The organism is Rhodococcus sp. NS-SX18 (genome assembly GCF_057367935.1).
Genome location: NZ_CM170633.1, coordinates 287,241 through 304,382, shown reverse-complemented (window position 1 = coordinate 304,382; position 17,142 = coordinate 287,241). Strand labels below are relative to the sequence as shown.

16 protein-coding genes are annotated in these 17,142 nt (G+C 70.0%); 8 read left to right on the top strand and 8 right to left on the bottom strand.

The window, feature by feature from the left end; all coding sequences use genetic code 11:
* Position 1: 1 nt before the first annotated feature.
* Positions 2-1,117, bottom strand: coding sequence for an aromatic ring-hydroxylating dioxygenase subunit alpha (locus tag AC2IPW_RS01370; protein ID WP_486376108.1), 1,116 nt, complete (start codon positions 1,115-1,117; stop codon positions 2-4).
* A gap of 124 nt (positions 1,118-1,241) precedes the next feature.
* Here AC2IPW_RS01370 and AC2IPW_RS01365 point away from each other — a divergent pair, with 124 nt between their 5' ends.
* Both AC2IPW_RS01365 and AC2IPW_RS01360 read left to right on the top strand, forming a co-directional pair.
* The gene (locus AC2IPW_RS01365; protein WP_289379600.1) at positions 1,242-1,832 is read left to right on the top strand and encodes a PadR family transcriptional regulator; all 591 of its coding nucleotides are present in this window, start codon (positions 1,242-1,244) and stop codon (positions 1,830-1,832) included.
* Positions 1,833-1,990: 158 nt separating this feature from the next.
* Complete coding sequence (locus tag AC2IPW_RS01360) at positions 1,991-3,100, top strand: glycosyltransferase (RefSeq protein ID WP_486376107.1); 1,110 nt, start codon at positions 1,991-1,993, stop codon at positions 3,098-3,100.
* 88 nt (positions 3,101-3,188) lie between these two features.
* On the opposite strand, the gene AC2IPW_RS01355 is transcribed toward AC2IPW_RS01360, so the two are convergent.
* On the bottom strand, positions 3,189-4,736 hold the full coding sequence (locus AC2IPW_RS01355; protein WP_486377071.1) for a SpoIID/LytB domain-containing protein: 1,548 nt from the start codon (positions 4,734-4,736) through the stop codon (positions 3,189-3,191).
* Positions 4,737-5,062: 326 nt separating this feature from the next.
* Here AC2IPW_RS01355 and AC2IPW_RS01350 point away from each other — a divergent pair, with 326 nt between their 5' ends.
* The gene (locus tag AC2IPW_RS01350; RefSeq protein WP_486376106.1) at positions 5,063-7,078 is read left to right on the top strand and encodes an N-acetylmuramoyl-L-alanine amidase; all 2,016 of its coding nucleotides are present in this window, start codon (positions 5,063-5,065) and stop codon (positions 7,076-7,078) included.
* Positions 7,079-7,090: 12 nt separating this feature from the next.
* On the opposite strand, the gene AC2IPW_RS01345 is transcribed toward AC2IPW_RS01350, so the two are convergent.
* Both AC2IPW_RS01345 and AC2IPW_RS01340 read right to left on the bottom strand, forming a co-directional pair.
* Positions 7,091-7,912, bottom strand: coding sequence for a Cof-type HAD-IIB family hydrolase (locus tag AC2IPW_RS01345; RefSeq protein ID WP_003937174.1), 822 nt, complete (start codon positions 7,910-7,912; stop codon positions 7,091-7,093).
* Positions 7,913-7,974: 62 nt separating this feature from the next.
* Positions 7,975-8,736 (bottom strand): lysophospholipid acyltransferase family protein, encoded by a 762-nt coding sequence (locus tag AC2IPW_RS01340; protein ID WP_003937175.1) that lies wholly within the window; start codon positions 8,734-8,736, stop codon positions 7,975-7,977.
* A 174-nt stretch (positions 8,737-8,910) separates the two neighbouring features.
* Between AC2IPW_RS01340 and AC2IPW_RS01335 the strand changes: the two genes are divergently transcribed.
* A complete protein-coding gene (locus AC2IPW_RS01335) occupies positions 8,911-10,461 on the top strand; it encodes a Rieske 2Fe-2S domain-containing protein (RefSeq protein WP_486376105.1) in 1,551 nt (516 codons plus the stop codon).
* Positions 10,462-10,490: 29 nt separating this feature from the next.
* Here AC2IPW_RS01335 and AC2IPW_RS01330 read toward each other — a convergent pair whose 3' ends face one another.
* Together AC2IPW_RS01330 and AC2IPW_RS01325 are read right to left on the bottom strand one after the other, a co-directional pair.
* On the bottom strand, positions 10,491-11,465 hold the full coding sequence (locus AC2IPW_RS01330) for a hypothetical protein (protein ID WP_486376104.1): 975 nt from the start codon (positions 11,463-11,465) through the stop codon (positions 10,491-10,493).
* Positions 11,466-11,476: 11 nt separating this feature from the next.
* Complete coding sequence (locus AC2IPW_RS01325; RefSeq protein WP_486376103.1) at positions 11,477-12,655, bottom strand: MFS transporter; 1,179 nt, start codon at positions 12,653-12,655, stop codon at positions 11,477-11,479.
* Between the two features lie 168 nt (positions 12,656-12,823).
* On the opposite strand from AC2IPW_RS01325, the gene AC2IPW_RS01320 reads away from it, so the two are divergent.
* Together AC2IPW_RS01320 and AC2IPW_RS01315 are read left to right on the top strand one after the other, a co-directional pair.
* Positions 12,824-13,243: a PaaI family thioesterase gene (locus AC2IPW_RS01320; RefSeq protein ID WP_338012379.1), complete on the top strand. Its 420-nt coding sequence runs from the start codon at positions 12,824-12,826 to the stop codon at positions 13,241-13,243.
* Positions 13,244-13,274: 31 nt separating this feature from the next.
* Positions 13,275-13,667 carry a hypothetical protein gene (locus AC2IPW_RS01315; protein WP_040782735.1) on the top strand — a complete coding sequence of 131 codons (393 nt, stop codon included), beginning with the start codon at positions 13,275-13,277 and terminating at the stop codon, positions 13,665-13,667.
* A 135-nt stretch (positions 13,668-13,802) separates the two neighbouring features.
* On the opposite strand, the gene serS is transcribed toward AC2IPW_RS01315, so the two are convergent.
* Positions 13,803-15,065 carry a serine--tRNA ligase gene (gene serS / locus AC2IPW_RS01310; RefSeq protein ID WP_486376102.1) on the bottom strand — a complete coding sequence of 421 codons (1,263 nt, stop codon included), beginning with the start codon at positions 15,063-15,065 and terminating at the stop codon, positions 13,803-13,805.
* A 42-nt stretch (positions 15,066-15,107) separates the two neighbouring features.
* A complete protein-coding gene (locus tag AC2IPW_RS01305; protein ID WP_003937182.1) occupies positions 15,108-15,497 on the bottom strand; it encodes an ankyrin repeat domain-containing protein in 390 nt (129 codons plus the stop codon).
* 48 nt (positions 15,498-15,545) lie between these two features.
* Here AC2IPW_RS01305 and AC2IPW_RS01300 point away from each other — a divergent pair, with 48 nt between their 5' ends.
* Complete coding sequence (locus AC2IPW_RS01300) at positions 15,546-16,622, top strand: septum formation family protein (RefSeq protein ID WP_486376101.1); 1,077 nt, start codon at positions 15,546-15,548, stop codon at positions 16,620-16,622.
* A gap of 13 nt (positions 16,623-16,635) precedes the next feature.
* A complete protein-coding gene (locus tag AC2IPW_RS01295) occupies positions 16,636-16,974 on the top strand; it encodes a metallopeptidase family protein (protein ID WP_017681155.1) in 339 nt (112 codons plus the stop codon).
* Positions 16,975-17,142: the final 168 nt, after the last annotated feature.

Here is a 17,142-nt window from a genome sequence, read left to right as displayed (position 1 = left end):
CTCAGCGCACCGCCTCGGGGACCGCGGTGCCGGCAGCGACGATCCGTTCGGCCTCGATCATGCGCTGGATGATCCTGCGCACCCACATGCCGCCGGCGTCGATGTTGAGGTTGTAGAACTCGTGGCCGGGGTTCGCCTCGATCGCCTTCTGCTGGGCGGTGAGCATCGCCTCGTCCTCCCCGAAGACGCCGTGCACGCCCTCGCGCAGTTGCGTGGTGATGAGCTGGCTGTCGAGCCGGTAGTTGCGCATGAATGCCCAGAAGTAGAGGGCGGTGCGTTCGTCGACCGGCGAGATGGTGTTCATCACGAATCCGTTGACGCCCTGGCTGCGGTCGCCTTCGGGGGCGCCCGTACCGGCCTTCGCCACCCCGACGTCGATACGGATGGTCGACGGCGCCTGGAATTCGATGATCTGCCAGCGATCGACCTTGCCCTCGAAGCCGGGGAACTTGTCGCGCATGTTCTTCAGCCAGAACGGGGGCGAGTCGATGTCGTGCATCCACCGGGTGACGGTGACGGTGCGGTCGTCGTGGGTGACGACGAAATCGGATTCGCTGAGTTCGTCCTGCCCGATCGACGACGAGTGCACGAACTCCTCGTGGGTGAGGTCCATGAGGTTGTCGAGCACGAGCTGGTAGTTGGCCTGCACGTCGATGGTGCGCCCGTCGCCGGCCCAGTCGGGTGAATCCATCTGGAACATGTCGGGGATGGTGCTGGGATCGGCGAGCATCGGATCACCGGGCCACACCCACACGAAGCGGTGCCGCTCGACGACCGGGTACGAGGCCACCATCGCGGACGGGTTGATCGTCTGCTGGGCGGGCATGTGGGTGCACCGTCCGGCGGAGTTGAACTGCAGGCCGTGGTAGGGGCACTGGATTCCGTCGGCGCCGACGAGGGTGCCCATCGACAGCGGGGCGAGGCGATGCCAGCACGCGTCGGCGAGGGCCACCGGCCGGCCGTCCTCGGTGCGGTAGAGCGCGAGCGGTGTGCCAGCGATGGTACGGGCCAGGATCTCGCGCCTGCCGACCTCGTGGTCCCAGGCTGCGACGTACCAGGCGTCGAGGGGGTAGGCCATGTTCTTCGCGGTCGCCCCGGCGGGCCCCAGATCGGTCATGTCGTTCCTTCGGGATGAGCGGAAAGACTACCTATCGACATAGATAGTTGGTGACGTGAACCACACACTAACTATCGATATAGTGGTTGGCAAGACCTGCCCCGAAACGAGAGGTGAGGACGAGATGAGCCTCCGCTATGCCCTGCTGGCGCTGCTCACGGCCGAGCCCCTCACCGGGTACGACGCCGCCAAACGCTTCGGCGGCTCGGTGGGCTTCGTCTGGCACGCCCCGGACTCGCAGATCTACCCCGAACTCCGCCGGATGGAGAAGGAGGGCCTGATCGAAGGCGAGCAGGTCCGGTGGGGACCGAACAGCACCAAGACCCGCTACTCGATCACCGACGACGGCATCCGCGCGTTCCGGGACTGGATCAACGCCCCGATGGACTACGGGCCGATCCGCGACGCCCCGCACATGCGAGCGGCCTACTTCGAGTGGGCCGACCCCGACTGCGTCCGCGAGAACCTACAGCGGCACATCGACTACTACACCGAGCAACGGGCTCGATGGGCCGCCATGCGCGCCTCGATCCTCGACGCCTCCCACCCCACCATCGCCACTCGCATCGAGAAATACCCCGCGCAGGAACACGAACGGATCATCGCCTACAAGGCATTCGCCTACCAGGGGCTCGTCGACCGCGCGACCGCCGAGATCGAATGGGCGCACGACGGCCTGGCTCTCGTCGACAAGCTGTCCCCCCCGTCGCCCTGATCCCGGCCCCGGCGAACCGTTCCGGGTGGGCGGGAACTACCACCTCGTGGCGCACACTCCGGAACCACCGCCGCGGCGCGGGAGGTTTCCGCGGGCGTTCACCGCGCCGCCCGGCGTCGTTGGCGCGCCCGTCGCCGCGGTGCGGCTCACTGAGACCGGTGCGCATCGTTCAGCTCGCCAACTTCTACGGTCCCCGGTCCGGCGGCCTGCGCACCGCGCTGCACCAGTGGGGCGGCGGGTACGTCACGCGCGGGCACGAGGTCGCGCTGGTGGTGCCCGGCGCCCGGCGCGGCGAGGAACTGCTCGGGAACGGGGTCCTGCGGATCACCGTTCCGGCGCCGGTCGTGCCGTGGACCGGCGGATACCGGGTGGCCGACCCGCGGCGTGTCGCGGATGTGCTGCGCGGCCTGCGGCCCGACGCGGTGGAGGTGTCGGACCGGCTGACCCTGCGCGGGTTCGGTCGGTGGGCGCGACGCCGCGACGTCCGCAGCGTCGTCGTCTCCCACGAGCGGCTCGACCGCCTGCTCGGCCAGGTGCTGCCGTCGCCGGCCGCACGCCGGGCCGCCGACCTGGCCAACCGCCGGATGGCCGCGGACTACGACACGGTGGTGTGCACGACGGAGTTCGCGGGTGCGGAGTTCACCCGCATCGGAACACCGAACCTCGTGCGGGTGCCGCTCGGCGTCGATCTCGACCGCTTCCATCCCGATCGTCACGATCGGAGCCTGCGCGAGCGGTTCGTACCGGGCTCGGTGCGGCTGCTGCTGCACTGCGGCCGGCTGTCCGTCGAGAAGAAGGTCGAGCGCAGCATCGACGCGACGCGTCTGCTGCGTCGTCGCGGGCACGACGTGCACCTCGTCGTCGCCGGTGACGGCCCGAGACGACATGCGCTGGAACACAAAGCCAGAGGACTGCCGGTGACGTTCACCGGATTCATCGGGGACGCCGGCCGGCTCGCCGCGCTGTTCGCCACCGCCGACGTGTCGCTGGCCCCCGGCCCGCACGAGACGTTCTGCCTGTCGGCGCTCGAATCGCTGGCCGCCGGCACGCCGGTGGTGGCCTCGCGCTCGTCGGCGCTGACGGAGATCCTCACCCCCGATTGCGGCGCCCTGTCGGCCGATCGCGGACCCGCGTTCGCCGAGGCCGTCGACGAAATACTCTGCGGCCCGGATGATGTCCTGCGCCGCTCCGCACGTCGTCGAGCGGAGCAGTTCGGTTGGGCGGCGTCGGTCGACAGGATGCTCGCGGCGCTCGGCGCCTGCGGATAGCTTTCCCCCGACCCGTGGGGGTTTGGCCGAATGTCACATCGCATCGATCGGATCGACGCAATGTGACATTCGGCCACGAAACCGGGTGCTACTCGGCGCTTCCCGTCCCCGGCAGCCACTCTCGCATGATGCTCGAGTCGATCACCTGCGCGCCGAGGTCGGGGGTCCAGACGATGATGCCGCCGGTGAAGACGCGGAACTTGCCGCGTTCGTCGGGCAACATCAGTTCCGGGCCGACCGGGGCGCCCAGCGCTCCGTCGTGTCCGCCGAGCTCGAGGTACTTCTCCTCGATGGGCGAGCCCTGGCCGGTCTCGAAGGGTTCGTCGCCGACCTCGGGACCGGGCTCGGGTGCGGGAGTGGACGGCGGAACCGCGGCCTCCGCACCCTCCTGGACCGTGAACCAGTCGGAGCGCAGACCCAGCTTGGCGCGCGCCTCGGCGCCCGTGGTCTCGACCGTGCGATCGGCACCGACGATGCGGACGTGGGTGACGCGGCCGCCGTCGGCACCGAGGTTGTTGCGGCCGACGATCTCGAACGCCTGCAGTTCACCGATCCCGAAGGCCGTGCCGATCTCCCCGGCGGTCATGGTCTTCGCCCACTGCCGGTTGGGCGCGACGGCGTCACCGAGGTCCTCGACGGAGGGGAACACGCCCCCGGCCGAGTAGCCACCGGTCGAGGCCGAGAACTCGCTGGCGACGACCTTGCCGTCCTTCATGAGGACGGTGCCGCGGGTGGAGTTCACCGCCTCGCTCGTGCGGGGGTCCTCCTTGCTCGATCCCGCGTACACCTGACAGTTCTGACTGTCGCACGTCTGCCACAGCGGTGAGCGGTTCTCTGCCGCGGCATAGGAGCGGGCGGCGATGGCCTGCGCACGCAGCGCCTCGGCACCGCCGGTGTCGGCCCAGCTGGGCAGCGACTCGGCCGGGACGACACTGAGCAGGTAGTCCTCCATCGACAGCCGGTTGACGGTGCGCGGCGCCGAGCCGTCGAGGACGACACCGAGCGAGCCACGGTAGGGGGCACTGTTGCCGCAGAGCTTCAGGTGTTCGGCGGCGGGCCGGGCCTCACCCATGTCGGCGGGGTCGACCCAGGGCAGGTCGGCGCGGCCCTGCCACAGCACCTCGCCGGAACATCCGGCCGTGACGACGACGTCCGCTCCCCCGTCGGCGGTGGGCGTCAGGTGGGCAGCCTCGCCGGGCCCGGTCTGCCGGCCGGCGACGGTCATCCCGGTGTCGGAGTAGACGTCGAGGGGGGCGTCGTCCTGCCCGACGAGCCGGACCGCGATCATGGTGTTCTCGGGGAGGGCGCCGAGGGTGGTGCCGCCGTAGTAGTGGCCGAGGATTCGATCGGCGGACCATCCGTGCTGCGAGGCGTAGCCGTAGGCACCCCACTGACCCATGCCGCGTCCGTGACCGTGGCCGAAGCCCACGAAGGTGAACGGGGTGTCGGCGGCGACGGCCTGCGTCACCTCGGGTCCGGCGGTGCGCACGTGCATCACCCCACCGACTGCCGCGCCGATCAGCAGCGCGGGCGCGAGACCGATGGCCGCGGCGCGGGCCGTGGCGGGTCGCCAGCCGTTGCGGAGGGGGTGTCCGACGACGAGACGCCGCCGGCGGTGGGTCCGGCGGATGGACATTCGTGGCATGCGCTGCACTCCCTCGTTCTCGCACCGTGTGCCGCCCGGACGCAGGTCCGCGCGTATCGGACATTCGAGACGGATCCTCAAGCTCAGGTTGAGGCTTAAGGTTGTCTGCGACTAGTGTGGCAAGAGTGACTGGATGAAGCAACAACAGCCACACCAGTAACAGCAGAATCACAAGTTGCACACGATTCTCGGCCGTTCCGCACTTCGGGTCGTCCGGATGACGGAGGATTCGGTTCGATTCGAGCCGGCTCCTCGGCCTCGGCCGAGCGCCGCCCGGCCGCCGAGGACCGCCGCGAACATCGACAGGGAGAAGCACCGTGCCGCATCGCCGACCGAAGCCGTCGATCGTCCTGGGTGCCGTCGCCGCCCTGGCCGTCGCCAGCCCATTCGCCGTCTACGGCGTCACGAGCACCACATCGGACGTCCGCTCCACCAACGAGTCCGTCCCGACCGTCGTACCGCCCGAGATCGCGGAGGTCGTCCTCGCATCCGTGCCCGACATCGTGATCCCGATCCACGAACTCACCGGCCTGAACCTGCCCGACCTGAGCCTGAGGGAACTCGCCGCGGGGCTGCCGGAGATCGCCGCGCCCGCCCCGTCGACCACCCCGGCACCGGCTCCCGCGGCCGCGGACGTCGTCGACCGCATCGGAGCGACCGTCAAGCAGCTCACCCGGGACGCCCCGTTCAGCATGATCGCGCTGGCCGCCAAGGACGTCGCGGACACCGACGCACGGATCCGGGCCCAGCGGGAGGACGGCAGCTGGGGGCCGTGGACGGCCACCGAACCGATCGACACGAGCCGCGACGACCAGACGCCCGACGAGCGGGCCGGCACCGAACCGATCTACGTCGGCGCCACGAAGGTCGTGCAGGTGCTGCTCACCCCGCGCCCGGGGCCTGAACCGACACTCGCCGGCGCCGAGATTCCGGCACCCGCACCAGCACCGGCACCCGCACCCGCGCAGCCGGAGCTGGGCTATGCGCCCGCGTCGTCCTCACGGCCCCTGCACGCGCAGGAACGCGCCGCCACCGAGGACGTCAGTGCCGTGCTCATCGACCCGGGGTCGAGCAGCGCCGACGCCGCGCTCGAGGACATCGCCGGTCCGGTCGGAGGGTCCGGGCCGAAGGTGATCACCCGAGCGCAGTGGGGCGCCGACGAGTCCATCCGCTGCCAGGACGCCACCTACGACGACTCGCTCGGCGGAGCCACCGTGCACCACACCGCCGGCAACAACGACTACTCCAAGGCCGAATCGGCGGAGATCGTGCGCGCCATCTACGCCTATCACGCACAGACCCTGGGCTGGTGCGACGTCGGCTACAACGTGCTCGTCGACCGCTACGGCCAGATCTTCGAGGGCCGCGCCGGCGGCCTGGACAAGCCCGTGCAGGGCGCACACGCCGGCGGCTTCAACGAGAACACCGTCGGCATCGCGATGATGGGCGACTTCTCCAACGTGGAGCCTCCGAAGGCCACGGTCGACGCGGTGGGCCGCTTCCTCGGCTGGCGCCTCGCGAAGGCGGGCCTCGACCCCAAGGGCGAGACCACCATGTACTCGGAGGGCACGTCCTTCACCCCGTACCCGCAGGGCGCGGCCGTCGACCTGCCGATCATCTTCGCGCACCGCGACGTCGGCAACACCAGCTGTCCCGGCGACTCCGGCTACTCGAAGATGGACGAGATCCGCGACATCGCCGCGGCCACCGCCGCCGGGCAGAGCACCACGCCGTCCACACCGAGCGACGACTCGTCCGACCTCGTCACCGACAACCCTCGCGAACAGGTGCCCGACGTCGACGCGGGGGCCCCGGCCACCGGCTCGGCGGACCGCCTGCCCGACACCGGCTCGACCGAGAAGGTCGCGGACCTCGTCGGAGAGCTGATCCGGCTCACCGACAACTCGCCGCTGGCCCAGAAGTGGATCGCCGAGGGCGGCGAGACCGGCCGTCTCGGGGCTGCTGTGTCCGGCGTCTTGCCCGCGAAGGCAGGGTACGAGCGCGCCGAGTTCGTCAACGGCGCCATCTACACCTCGCCGAACGGCGGCGTGTGGACGGTGCTCGGCGAGATCTACAAGACGTGGCAGCGCAGCGGCCTCGACGCGGGTGAACTCGGTCTGCCGACCAGCGACGAGTACCGCGTCCCGGACGGCTGGCGCTCGGACTTCGAGTTCGGCTCGCTGATCTTCAACGAGCTCACCGGCGCGGTGACGAAGGTGCTGCGCGCCTACAACGACGCGTACGAACAGGCACAGGCCCCGGCTCCCGCGGCTCCGGCTCCCGCCCCCGAGGCCCCGGCCCCGGAAGCGCCGGCCCCTGCTCCGGCGCCCTGACCGATCGATCCGTCACCGCCACCAGCGCTCGAGGATGCGGGCCACCCCGTCCTCGGTGTTGGTGGCGGTGACCTCGTCCGCGGCCGCCTTCGCGTCCGGGTGCGCGTTCTCCACCGCGACCCCGTGGCGCGCCATCGACAACATCGGAATGTCGTTGGGCATGTCCCCGAACGCGACAATCCCGTCGGCGGCCACCCCCAGGTGTTCGGCCATCAGATGCAGGCCCGACGCCTTCGTCACACCGGAGGCGGAGATCTCGATCAGCCCGTTGTCCGTGGAGTAGGTGACGTCCACCATGCCGCAGAGCTGCGGAGCCAGCGCCTCGGCCATCTCGTGGCTCGTCGCCGACGCCAACCGGATCAGTAGCTTGACCGCCGGCTCGGCGATCACCTCGTGGTCGGCGAGCTCGGTGTTGTCCGGATTCAGCCACGCATGCTCGTAGCCGGGGGCACTGACGAACTGCGGTGTCGCGGCGTCGTGGGCGCTCGCCCCGATCCGCTCGGCGGCCAGACCGCAGCCGGGCAGCACACTGTTGGCGACGTCGGCAACCCAGGCCAGCTCGTCCGCGGAGAGCACGGCGGCGCTGAGAACCCGATCGGCGGCACTGTCGTAGAGCACCGCACCGTTGGCACACACCGCCAGGGGCGCGAAGCCGAGTTGCTCGACCACCGGCGGGATCCATCGTGGAGGACGGCCGGTGGCCAGGACGAACGGCGTCCCGGAGGACACCACGGCCTGTACTACTGCGCGGGTCCGGTCCGAGACGCGCTCCTCGTCGTCGATGAGGGTGCCGTCGACGTCGGAGGCAACCAGGCTCGGCAGATCTCGTCTCACTTCGCCATTGTGCCGGTCCCCCGCGGCGCGGCGCATCCGGGAGTCAGCGCGCCGTGCGGCCGTCACCCGTCGGTGCCGGCATCCTTCTGCGCGCGGCGGGCCTTACGTGCGGCGGTGTCGGCGTCGTCGAGCGCAGTGGCCTCCGCGAGCGTGGGAGCGGTGCCGCCGAGCCGCACGGGCACCCAGTAGGCACCGGGCTCGTGCACGTAGCTGCTCTGCAGCTCCCGCAGCATGCGTTCCATCGTGCTGTGCAACTCCGCGGTCAGCTCCGATGCCGGCTCGTACGGCCGGATGGGCTCGCCCACCGCGATGGAGATGGGCGTCTTCGTGCGGCCGAGCCGCTTCGGGTGGCCCTTGGTCCACACCCGCTGCGATCCCCACAGGACGACCGGGATGATCGGGACGTTCGCCTCGAGCGCCATCCGTGCGGCACCGGTCTTGAACCCCTTGATCTCGAAGCTGCGGCTGATCGTGGCCTCGGGGAACACGCCGACCAGCTCACCGGCCCGCAACGCGTCGACGGCGGCGCGGTAGGAGTCGGCGCCGTCGGCGCGGTCGACGGGGATGTGCTTCATAGCCCGCATCAGGGGACCGGAGATCTTGTGGTCGAAGACCTCCTTCTTAGCCATGAACCGGATGTAGCGCTTGGAAGTGCGGGCGGGCAGGCCGGCGTAGGTGAAGTCCATGTAGCCGACGTGGTTCATGGCGATCACCGCGCCACCGACGGCGGGGATGTTCTCGGCGCCGGTGACGGTGAACTTCAGTCCCTGGGCGGCGAAGACGGTCCGGGCGAGGCCGATGACGGTCCGGTAGAAGGGTTCCACAGTCGGTCAGAGTAGCCGGATCGGCGCCGGCGGGCTCTGCTCGATGTCCGCGGGCCCGCCCGATTCGGGATCAACGGCCCGTATCCGGCCCGGGTTCACCGCCTGGGCGAGGCGTCCCACCGGCGTCCCCCTACCCTGGGAGGTACGTCGGTCAGCACGTCAGGAGGCAACGAAGTGCAGATCACCAGCGTCGGACACGCCGGGTTCCACATTCAGACCGAAGCGGGATCGATCCTGTGCGACCCGTGGGTCAACCCCGCGTACTTCGCGTCGTGGTTCCCCTTCCCGGACAACACGCAGCTGGACTGGGGTGCGCTCGGCGACGTCGACTACCTGTACGTCTCGCACCTGCACAAGGATCACTTCGACCCGGAGAATCTGAGCAAGCACGTCCGCAAGGACGCGACGGTACTGCTGCCCGACTTCCCGGTTCCGGACCTGCGCCGCGAGCTCGAGAAGCTCGGGTTCACGAAGTTCCTCGAGACGACCGATTCCGTCAAGCACACCGTCAGCGGACCCAAGGGCGAGCTGGACGTGATGATCATCGCCCTGCGCGCGCCCGCGGACGGGCCGATCGGCGACTCCGGTCTCGTCGTCTCGGACGGCGAGACCACGGTGTTCAACATGAACGACGCCCGCCCGGTCGAGATGGACACGATGCTCGAGGCGTTCGGGACGATCGACGTCCACCTGCTGCAGTACTCGGGCGCGATCTGGTACCCGATGGTCTACGACATCCCGAAGCGCACCAAGGCGAACTTCGGCAAGCAGAAGCGCCAGCGCGGCATGGATCGCTGCCGCAGCTACATCGACCAGGTCGGTGCGACGTGGGTGGTCCCGTCGGCCGGTCCGCCGGTGTTCCTCGATCCGGCGCTGCGCCACCTCAACGACGACCACGGCGACGAGGGCAACATCTTCCCCGACCAGCGGGTCTTCCTCGAGCAGATGCGCCTGCACGGCAACGACGGTGGCGTGCTGATGATCCCCGGCTCGGTCCTCGACGTGCACGGCAGCGAGTCGATGACGCTGACCCATCCGATCCCCGACGCCGACGTCGAGAAGATCTTCACCGACAAGGCCGCGTACATCGAGGAGATGGCCCAGCGCCTGGCCCCGGTGCTCGAGGCCGAGAAGGCGACGTGGGCCCCTGCCGAGGGTGAGCCGCTGATCGGTCCGCTCAAGGCGAAGTTCGAGCCGATCATGGCGCAGTCCGATCTGATCTGCGACGGCATCGGCTACCCCGTCGGCCTCGTGATGGGTGAGGAGACGGTCGTGCTGGACTTCCCCAAGCGGGTCGTCCGCGAACCCATCGAGGGAGAAGGCAAGTACCGCTACGGTTTCCGGATTTCCCCGGAGCTGGTGCGCACGGTCCTGCGCGACGACGAACCGGACTGGGTGAACACCATCTTCCTGTCCACCCGGTTCGAGGCGTGGCGGGTGGGTGGGTACAACGAATTCCTGTACACGTTCTTCAAGTGCCTCACCGACGAGCGGATCGCCTACGCGGACGGCTGGTTCGCCGAGGCCCACGACGATTCCGCGTCGATCGAGTTGGGCGGCTTCGAGATCCAGCGCCGCTGCCCGCACCTGAAGGCGGATCTGTCGAAGTTCGGCGTCGTCGAGGGCACCAGCCTCACCTGCAACCTGCACGGCTGGCAGTGGGACCTCGTCACCGGCCGCTGCAAGACCTCCCGCGGTCACGAGCTGCGCTCCCGCAAACTCTGACCCCTCGCGCCTCGTGTGGTGACCGAATGTCACATCGGGTCGATGCGATCGACGCGATGTGACATTCGGCCCCCACCCAGGGCGGGGACGGCAAGCACCAGCGCCCCCGACGCGACGAGTGCGAACGGCCACCACTGCCGCTCGCCGGTCGTCTCCACCACCGGCGCGACGTCGGGCGACGAAGCGGCCGGCGACTTCGGCAGCGCGGCCGTCGCTTCCCGCACGTTGTCGGAGACACCCTCGAGCACCCCGGTGACCGGACCCACTCCGGCCACGAGCTGGCCGGTGCCGTCGACGAGTTGCCGGCCGCCGTCGTCGAGGAGCATCAGTCCGTCGCGCAGCTGCCGCGAGCCGTCGGCGGCCTGCGTCACGCCGGCGACGAACTGCGCGTCCGGGTCACTCAATTCGTAGGCGAGCTGCCGTGCGCCGCCGCGCAACTGCTCGAGCTGCGCGAGCGTCTCCGGTCCGAGCCCCTCGCTGTCCAGCCGGCCGACGAGCCCGTCGAGCCGGGCGGCGGCTTCCTGGGACACCGGGTCGGGTGAGCGCCGCAAGGTGCCGGCGACGGCCGTCAGCTGCTCGGTGACGCCCGCCTGCATCTCGCCGAAACCACCGAGCCGGTCGACGACCTCGTCGACGCCGCCACTGACCTGGGTCGCACCGTCGCCGAGCTGGTCCACTCCGCCCTGCAGCTGCCCGAGCCCGTCGGCGAGTTGCTGCCCACCCGCACTGGCCTGCGCGAGTCCGTCGGCGAGCTGGTGCGCCCCGTCGTCGAGCTGCCGGCTGCCGTCGGTGAGCTGCCCGATTCCGCCGCCGAGCAGAGCGAGCGGCAGGCCGGCCTGCTGCAGGTTGTCGCGGGTGTCGGTGAGCGGGTCACTGGTCGACGGGGGCGGCACCTCGGTCGTCGTCGCGACGGTGGCCGCGTCGGCGTAGGCGAAGGCACTGCCGGTGCCGATCAGGCCGAGACCGGCGGCGACGAACAGGGCGGGGAGGAGACTGGCACGCACGGCGGAGGACGCTAGTCCGGCAATCTGAGAGGGCTCTGAGACGGCGGCAGCCACCGCACCGCGACGGCGGCCAGGCCGAGCAGCGGCACCGCCCATGCCGCGAGCACCACCGCCAGCGGCAGCCACACTGTTCCGAGTGCGAATCCGGCGTAGACCGCCACCGACACGACCTCGCCGACGACGCCCGACACCGACGTGACGGTCGCGCGGGCGGTTCCGCTCATCGTGTCCTGCATCCGCGCCTCGGCGACGATCATCGCATTGTTCAGGGCCCCGTAGCCGATCCCGATCGCCACGAAGCCGACCACTCCGCCGAGCACGGCCCCGGTCGCCAGCAGCAGGCCACCGACGGCGATCACCGCCCCCATCGCGCGACCGGTCGTCGCCGCGGTGCGGCCGGCGGTCGCGGCGCCGAGCACCTGTCCCGCCACGGTGATCGCCACCAGCGCCGGCGCCGTAGACGTGCTCGCCCCGCCCTCGCGCGCGAGCAGCGCGAAATACTCCTCGAAGGCGAGGCACGCCGACAGCAGCGCCGCGAGCAGTACCACGCGCCGGACGCCGGCGCTGCGTCGCGCCTCGGCCGTCCCGGCGTGCAGCACCGCACGATAGCGAGTCACGAAACCGCCCGGGACGAAACGGGTCTCGTCCGCCGAGGTGTCGCGGGGTGCGGACGGCAGGGTCAGCACGAGCAACCCGTTGGCCACGGTGATTCCCACCGACAGCCATCCGACGAGCGGATAGCCGCCGAGCGCGTACAGCGGGGCGGCCGACAGCGTCGCGACGAGAACGCACGTCGTCTCGCCGGCGTTCGCGTAGCCCAGCACCGCCGGGAACCGGTGCGCCTCCCCACGCGCGGACAGTTCGTCGTACACCAGGGCCTCGAAGGTCCCGGACTTCAGCGATTCGCTGATCCCCCACGCCACGAAGCCCGCCGCGAATCCCCAGTAGCCGGGGAACAGCAGCCAGAGTGCGAATCCCGCGGTGAACAGGGCCGAGCTGAGCAGCAGCAGACCGCGACGGGACACCGTGTCGGCCCATGCGCCCGACGGCACCTCCGCGACGAACGCGACGACGGACCACAGCACGAACAGCGACGAGATCTCGCCCGTACCGAGGCCGTGGTCCTCGAACAGCAGGGCGTACAGGCCGTAGAGCGGCACGAGTTCGCGGGTGGCCGCGTACGCCACCACACGAACGGTCAGGGAAGGAGCGGAGCCGGATCAACATCGGTGTCGCATGACTCCAGCGTGGCACGCGCGGACGGGTTTGTCACCGCGCGATACGGTCGGCAGGTGACCGAACGCCAGCGCACCTACACCTGGGACGACCCCGCCCCGACGTCCGCCGCGAACCGCGACATGCACGGCCTGGACTTCCTGCGCGGACTGATCGACGGCTCCATCCCGCACCATCCGACGTCGCGCACCCTCGGTTTCCGGGTGACCGACGCCCGGGAAGGCTGGGTGGAGGTGAGCATGGAGCCGCAGGAGTTCCACGCCAACGCGGTAGGCAGCATGCACGGCGGGGTGATCGCGACGATGTTCGACACCGCCATGGGCTTCAGTGTGTCGAGCACGCTCGATGCCGGTGTCGGATACACGACCCTGGACCTGCAGGTGCGGTATCTGCGCGGCATCCAGGCGGGCAGCGGCGTCGTGCGCGTGCACGGCATCTGCGAGTACAGCGGCCGTCGCACCGCCACCGCCCGCGGTGAGGCCCGCGACGAGAACGACCGGTTGCTCGCGACCGCGTCGACCACGTGCCTGATTCTGCGCTGACAACCGTCGCCGGGCCTGCACACTGAAGAACATGAGCGTGGAACGCACCGCACTGGACCGCTTCTTCACCCTCTATGGGGAGGCACTCGCCGGGTTCGATGCCGAGGCCTCGGCCGCGCTGTGGGGGGAACCGGGCACGATCCTCACGGATTCGTTCGCCGGATCGCTGGCGACCCGGAAGGAGATCACCCAGGCACTCGCGCAGAGCAACCAGACCTACCGGGAGCACGGTCTCGCCGGTGTGGGGCACGAGTTGCTCGACCTCTCCCCGGTCACCGAGAAGATCGTGCGGGCCCGGGTGCGCTGGTCCTTCCGGGATGCGAACGACAGCGTGCTGGGCACGAGCGACTACGAGTACCTGTTGCGCGACGATCCGGAGGGCCTGCACGCGTACGTGGCCGTCGGCTGCGACCCGGGCAGCTGAGCCCGCCCGCCCCACCGTCCGTGGCCTGCCTTCCGGGGCCTGCCTTCCGGGGCCGAATGTCACATCGGTTCGGTCAGATCGATGCGATGTGACATTCGGCCACCGCCGCCGCCGGCCCCACACGCACGGGACGGCTCACGCCGGCGGTTCGAGCACCTCACGTCCGACGAACGGCACGAGCGCCGACGGGACGCTCACGGAGCCGTCGGCCTGCTGGTGGTTCTCGAGGATCGCCACGAGCCAGCGCGTGGTGGCGAGGGTGCCGTTCAGGGTGGCGGCGATCTGCGGCTTGCCGTTCTCGTCGCGGTACCGGACGCCGAGGCGGCGGGCCTGGAAGGTGGTGCAGTTCGAGGTGGAGGTCAGCTCCCGGTAACGCTCCTGGGTGGGCACCCATGCCTCGCAGTCGAACTTGCGGGCCGCCGACGAGCCGAGGTCGCCGCCGGCGACGTCGATGACCCGGTAGGGCACCTCGATCGCGGCGAGCATGTCGCGCTCCCACGCGAGCAGCCGCTGGTGCTCGGCGGTGGCGTCCTCGGGCTTGCAGTAGACGAACATCTCCACCTTGTCGAACTGGTGGACCCGGATGATGCCGCGGGTGTCCTTGCCGTAGCTGCCGGCCTCGCGGCGGAAGCACGACGACCAGCCCGCGTACCGCTTCGGGCCGCCCGACAGGTCGAGGATCTCGCCGGAGTGGTAGCCGGCGAGCGGCACCTCCGACGTGCCGACGAGGTACAGGTCGTCGTCGGCGAGGTGGTAGATCTCGTCGGCGTGGGCGCCGAGAAAACCGGTGCCCTGCATAATCTCCGGGCGCACGAGCACCGGGGGGATCATCATCTGGAAGCCGTTGGCGACGGCCCGCTGGGCCGCGAGTTGCAGCATGCCGAGCTGCAGCAGGGCGCCGTAGCCGGTGAGGAAGTAGAACCGGGCGCCGGAAACCTTCGCACCCCGTTCCATGTCGATCAGCCCCAGCGATTCCCCGAGGGTCAGGTGGTCCTTCGGCTCGAAGCCGAAGGTGGGCAGCTCGCCGACGGTCTCGAGGGTGACGAAGTCGTCCTCCCCGCCCGCGGGGGCACCCTCCTGCACGATGTTGGAGATCGCCATGTGCGCGCGCTCCAGCGCCTCCTCGGCGGCGGACTGCTCGGCCTCGAGCTTCTTGACGTTCGCGGCGAGTTCCTTCGCGCCCTCGAGCAGCGCGGGCCGTTCCTCCGGGGAGGCCTGGCCGACCTTCTTGCCCAGTGCCTTCTGCTCGGCACGGATGTTGTCGCCGGCCAGCACCGCGGCGCGGCGGGCCGCGTCGGCCTCGAGCAGCGCGTCGACGAGACCGGGGTCCTCGCCTCGGGTGCGCTGCGAGGCACGGACGGCGTCGGGATTCTCGCGGAGGAACTTGAGGTCGATCACGAGGTCACAGCCTACTCGGCGCCACCTGCAGGCGACTGCGGCCTACTGCGCCCACAGCTGCAGGCAGTCCTCGCGTTCGAACATCTTCGCCGAGTCCACGGCGTTCGGATGCCCGGCATGCGGGTCGGCTCCGGCCTCGGTGAGCACCCGCACGACGTCGATCTCCCCTTTGAACACGGCGCCGGCGATCGGCGACTGACCGCGGTCGTTGAGCCGGTCGACGTCGGCACCCCGTTCGATCAGCGCCCGCACCGCGTCGGCGTGGCCATGGTAGGACGCCAGCATGAGCAGGGTGTCGCCCTTCTCGTTGCACAGGTTCACCGGCACTCCGGCGTCGACGTAGGCGGTGAGGGTCTCGACGTGCCCGGCGCGGGCGGCATCGAACAGTTGCTGCGCGATCTCCTGAACTTCGGGATCGATGGGGTCCGTCATGGGCACTGAAGTTACCCGGGGCTCCGTGCACAGGCATGATGGACGGTGATGGCCGAGGAGAGTGAGCAGCAGTCCGACCGGACGGCACCGTCCGGGTCGCGGGTCCGGCGTGCCCCGTCCGCGAAGCTGACCCGTCGCGCCCTGATGCTGGTTGCCGCGGGCGCGGTGCTCGCGGCCGTCGGCACGGCGGTGGTAGCGGGATTCGGCGGGTCCGACGACGAACCCGGCGATTCGACCGGTGCCGTCGTGACCACCGGCGCGGTGGCCGGCGAGGCCTTCGGCACTGCGGTCGCCGGGGACTGCCTGAACTGGACCGAGCTCGATGCGAGCGACCTCGCGAAGGTGGACTGCGCCGAGTCGCACCTGTTCGAGGTGGTGAAGGACATCGATCTGAGCGTGTACCCGGGCGCCGAGTGGGGTCCCGGGTCGCGTTTCCCGTCGGTGCTGCGTTTCACCGAGCTGCGCGACGAACTGTGCGCACCGGCCGCGATGGACTATCTCGACGGCCGGTTCGACCCGCACGGCAAGTTCAGCGTGGGCCTGATCAACCCCGGGGAGGCGGGCTGGGCGGCCGGCGAGCGGACGTTGCGCTGCGGCCTGCAGTTCTCCTCGACCACCGGCAACCTGCTGCCGATCGAGGGCAGCGTGGCCGACCAGGACCAGTCCAAGGTCTGGGACGTGGGCACGTGCATCGGCATCAACAACGGCGTGCCGGCGGACCCGGTGGACTGCGCCCAGCCACACGCCTTCGAGGTGATCTCCGTGGTGGATCTGTCCGGGCAGTTCCCCGGCGGTCTGCCCGGCGTCGAGGACCAGGACCGGTACCTCGAAGGGACGTGCACCGAGAACGCCAACGCCTACCTGGGCAGTCCCGACGCGTTGCGCAACAAGACGCTCACGCTGTTCTGGGACAACCTCGACTTCGACAGTTGGCTCGCGGGCAGCCGCAAGGTCAACTGTTCGGTGGGCAAGCAGGTCGAGGGCGGCGGATTCGCATCGGTCACCGGCACGGCCAAGGGCGACATCCTCATCGACGGCCAGCCGCCGGTGCCGCCGCCCGCCGCGCCCGAGGGCCGCTCGCTGCCGACTCCGCTGCCGGGCGCGGGCCCCCCGCCGGGCTCCTGAGGTGAGGGCACGGATGGGCGACGAGCGGTTCGAGGAACTCGTCGGAGAGGCCCTGGATCTGATCCCCCCGGAACTCGCGCGGGCCATCGACAACGTGGTGGTGCTGGTCGAGCCCAGGAACGAGGAAGAGCCCGATCTGCTCGGGCTCTACCACGGGATCGCGCTCACCGAGCGCGACAGCCACTATGCGGGGGCGCTACCGGACACCGTGACCATCTACCGCGACGCGATTCTCGACATCTGCGACTCCGACGACGACGTGGTGCACGAGGTCGCGGTGACGGTCATTCACGAGATCGCTCACTACTTCGGAATCGAGGATGCTCGTCTGCACGAGCTGGGGTGGGGCTAGTGGCTCCGTAGCGCGGTCCCGTCGCGCCGTACTTCGGCTTGCGCTGCAGGAAGTGCGGGTTGATCGTCGAAATGATCAGCAGGGCGAGCGTTCCGATGATCACCTCTGCGACGACGATGTAGACGAAAGCAATACCGACGATCTTCGCGATCTCTTCCATGTGTCGAT

What these genes read in the sequence shown, in the direction of transcription:
- AC2IPW_RS01295 (WP_017681155.1), top strand. Translation starts at nt 16,636, where the DNA reads ATGGGCGACGAGCGGTTCGAGGAACTCGTCGGAGAGGCCCTGGATCTG.
- AC2IPW_RS01370 (WP_486376108.1), bottom strand. Translation starts at nt 1,117, where the DNA reads ATGACCGATCTGGGGCCCGCCGGGGCGACCGCGAAGAACATGGCCTAC.
- AC2IPW_RS01315 (WP_040782735.1), top strand. Translation starts at nt 13,275, where the DNA reads ATGAGCGTGGAACGCACCGCACTGGACCGCTTCTTCACCCTCTATGGG.
- AC2IPW_RS01305 (WP_003937182.1), bottom strand. Translation starts at nt 15,497, where the DNA reads ATGACGGACCCCATCGATCCCGAAGTTCAGGAGATCGCGCAGCAACTG.
- AC2IPW_RS01365 (WP_289379600.1), top strand. Translation starts at nt 1,242, where the DNA reads ATGAGCCTCCGCTATGCCCTGCTGGCGCTGCTCACGGCCGAGCCCCTC.
- AC2IPW_RS01320 (WP_338012379.1), top strand. Translation starts at nt 12,824, where the DNA reads ATGCACGGCCTGGACTTCCTGCGCGGACTGATCGACGGCTCCATCCCG.
- AC2IPW_RS01355 (WP_486377071.1), bottom strand. Translation starts at nt 4,736, where the DNA reads ATGTCCATCCGCCGGACCCACCGCCGGCGGCGTCTCGTCGTCGGACAC.
- AC2IPW_RS01300 (WP_486376101.1), top strand. Translation starts at nt 15,546, where the DNA reads ATGGCCGAGGAGAGTGAGCAGCAGTCCGACCGGACGGCACCGTCCGGG.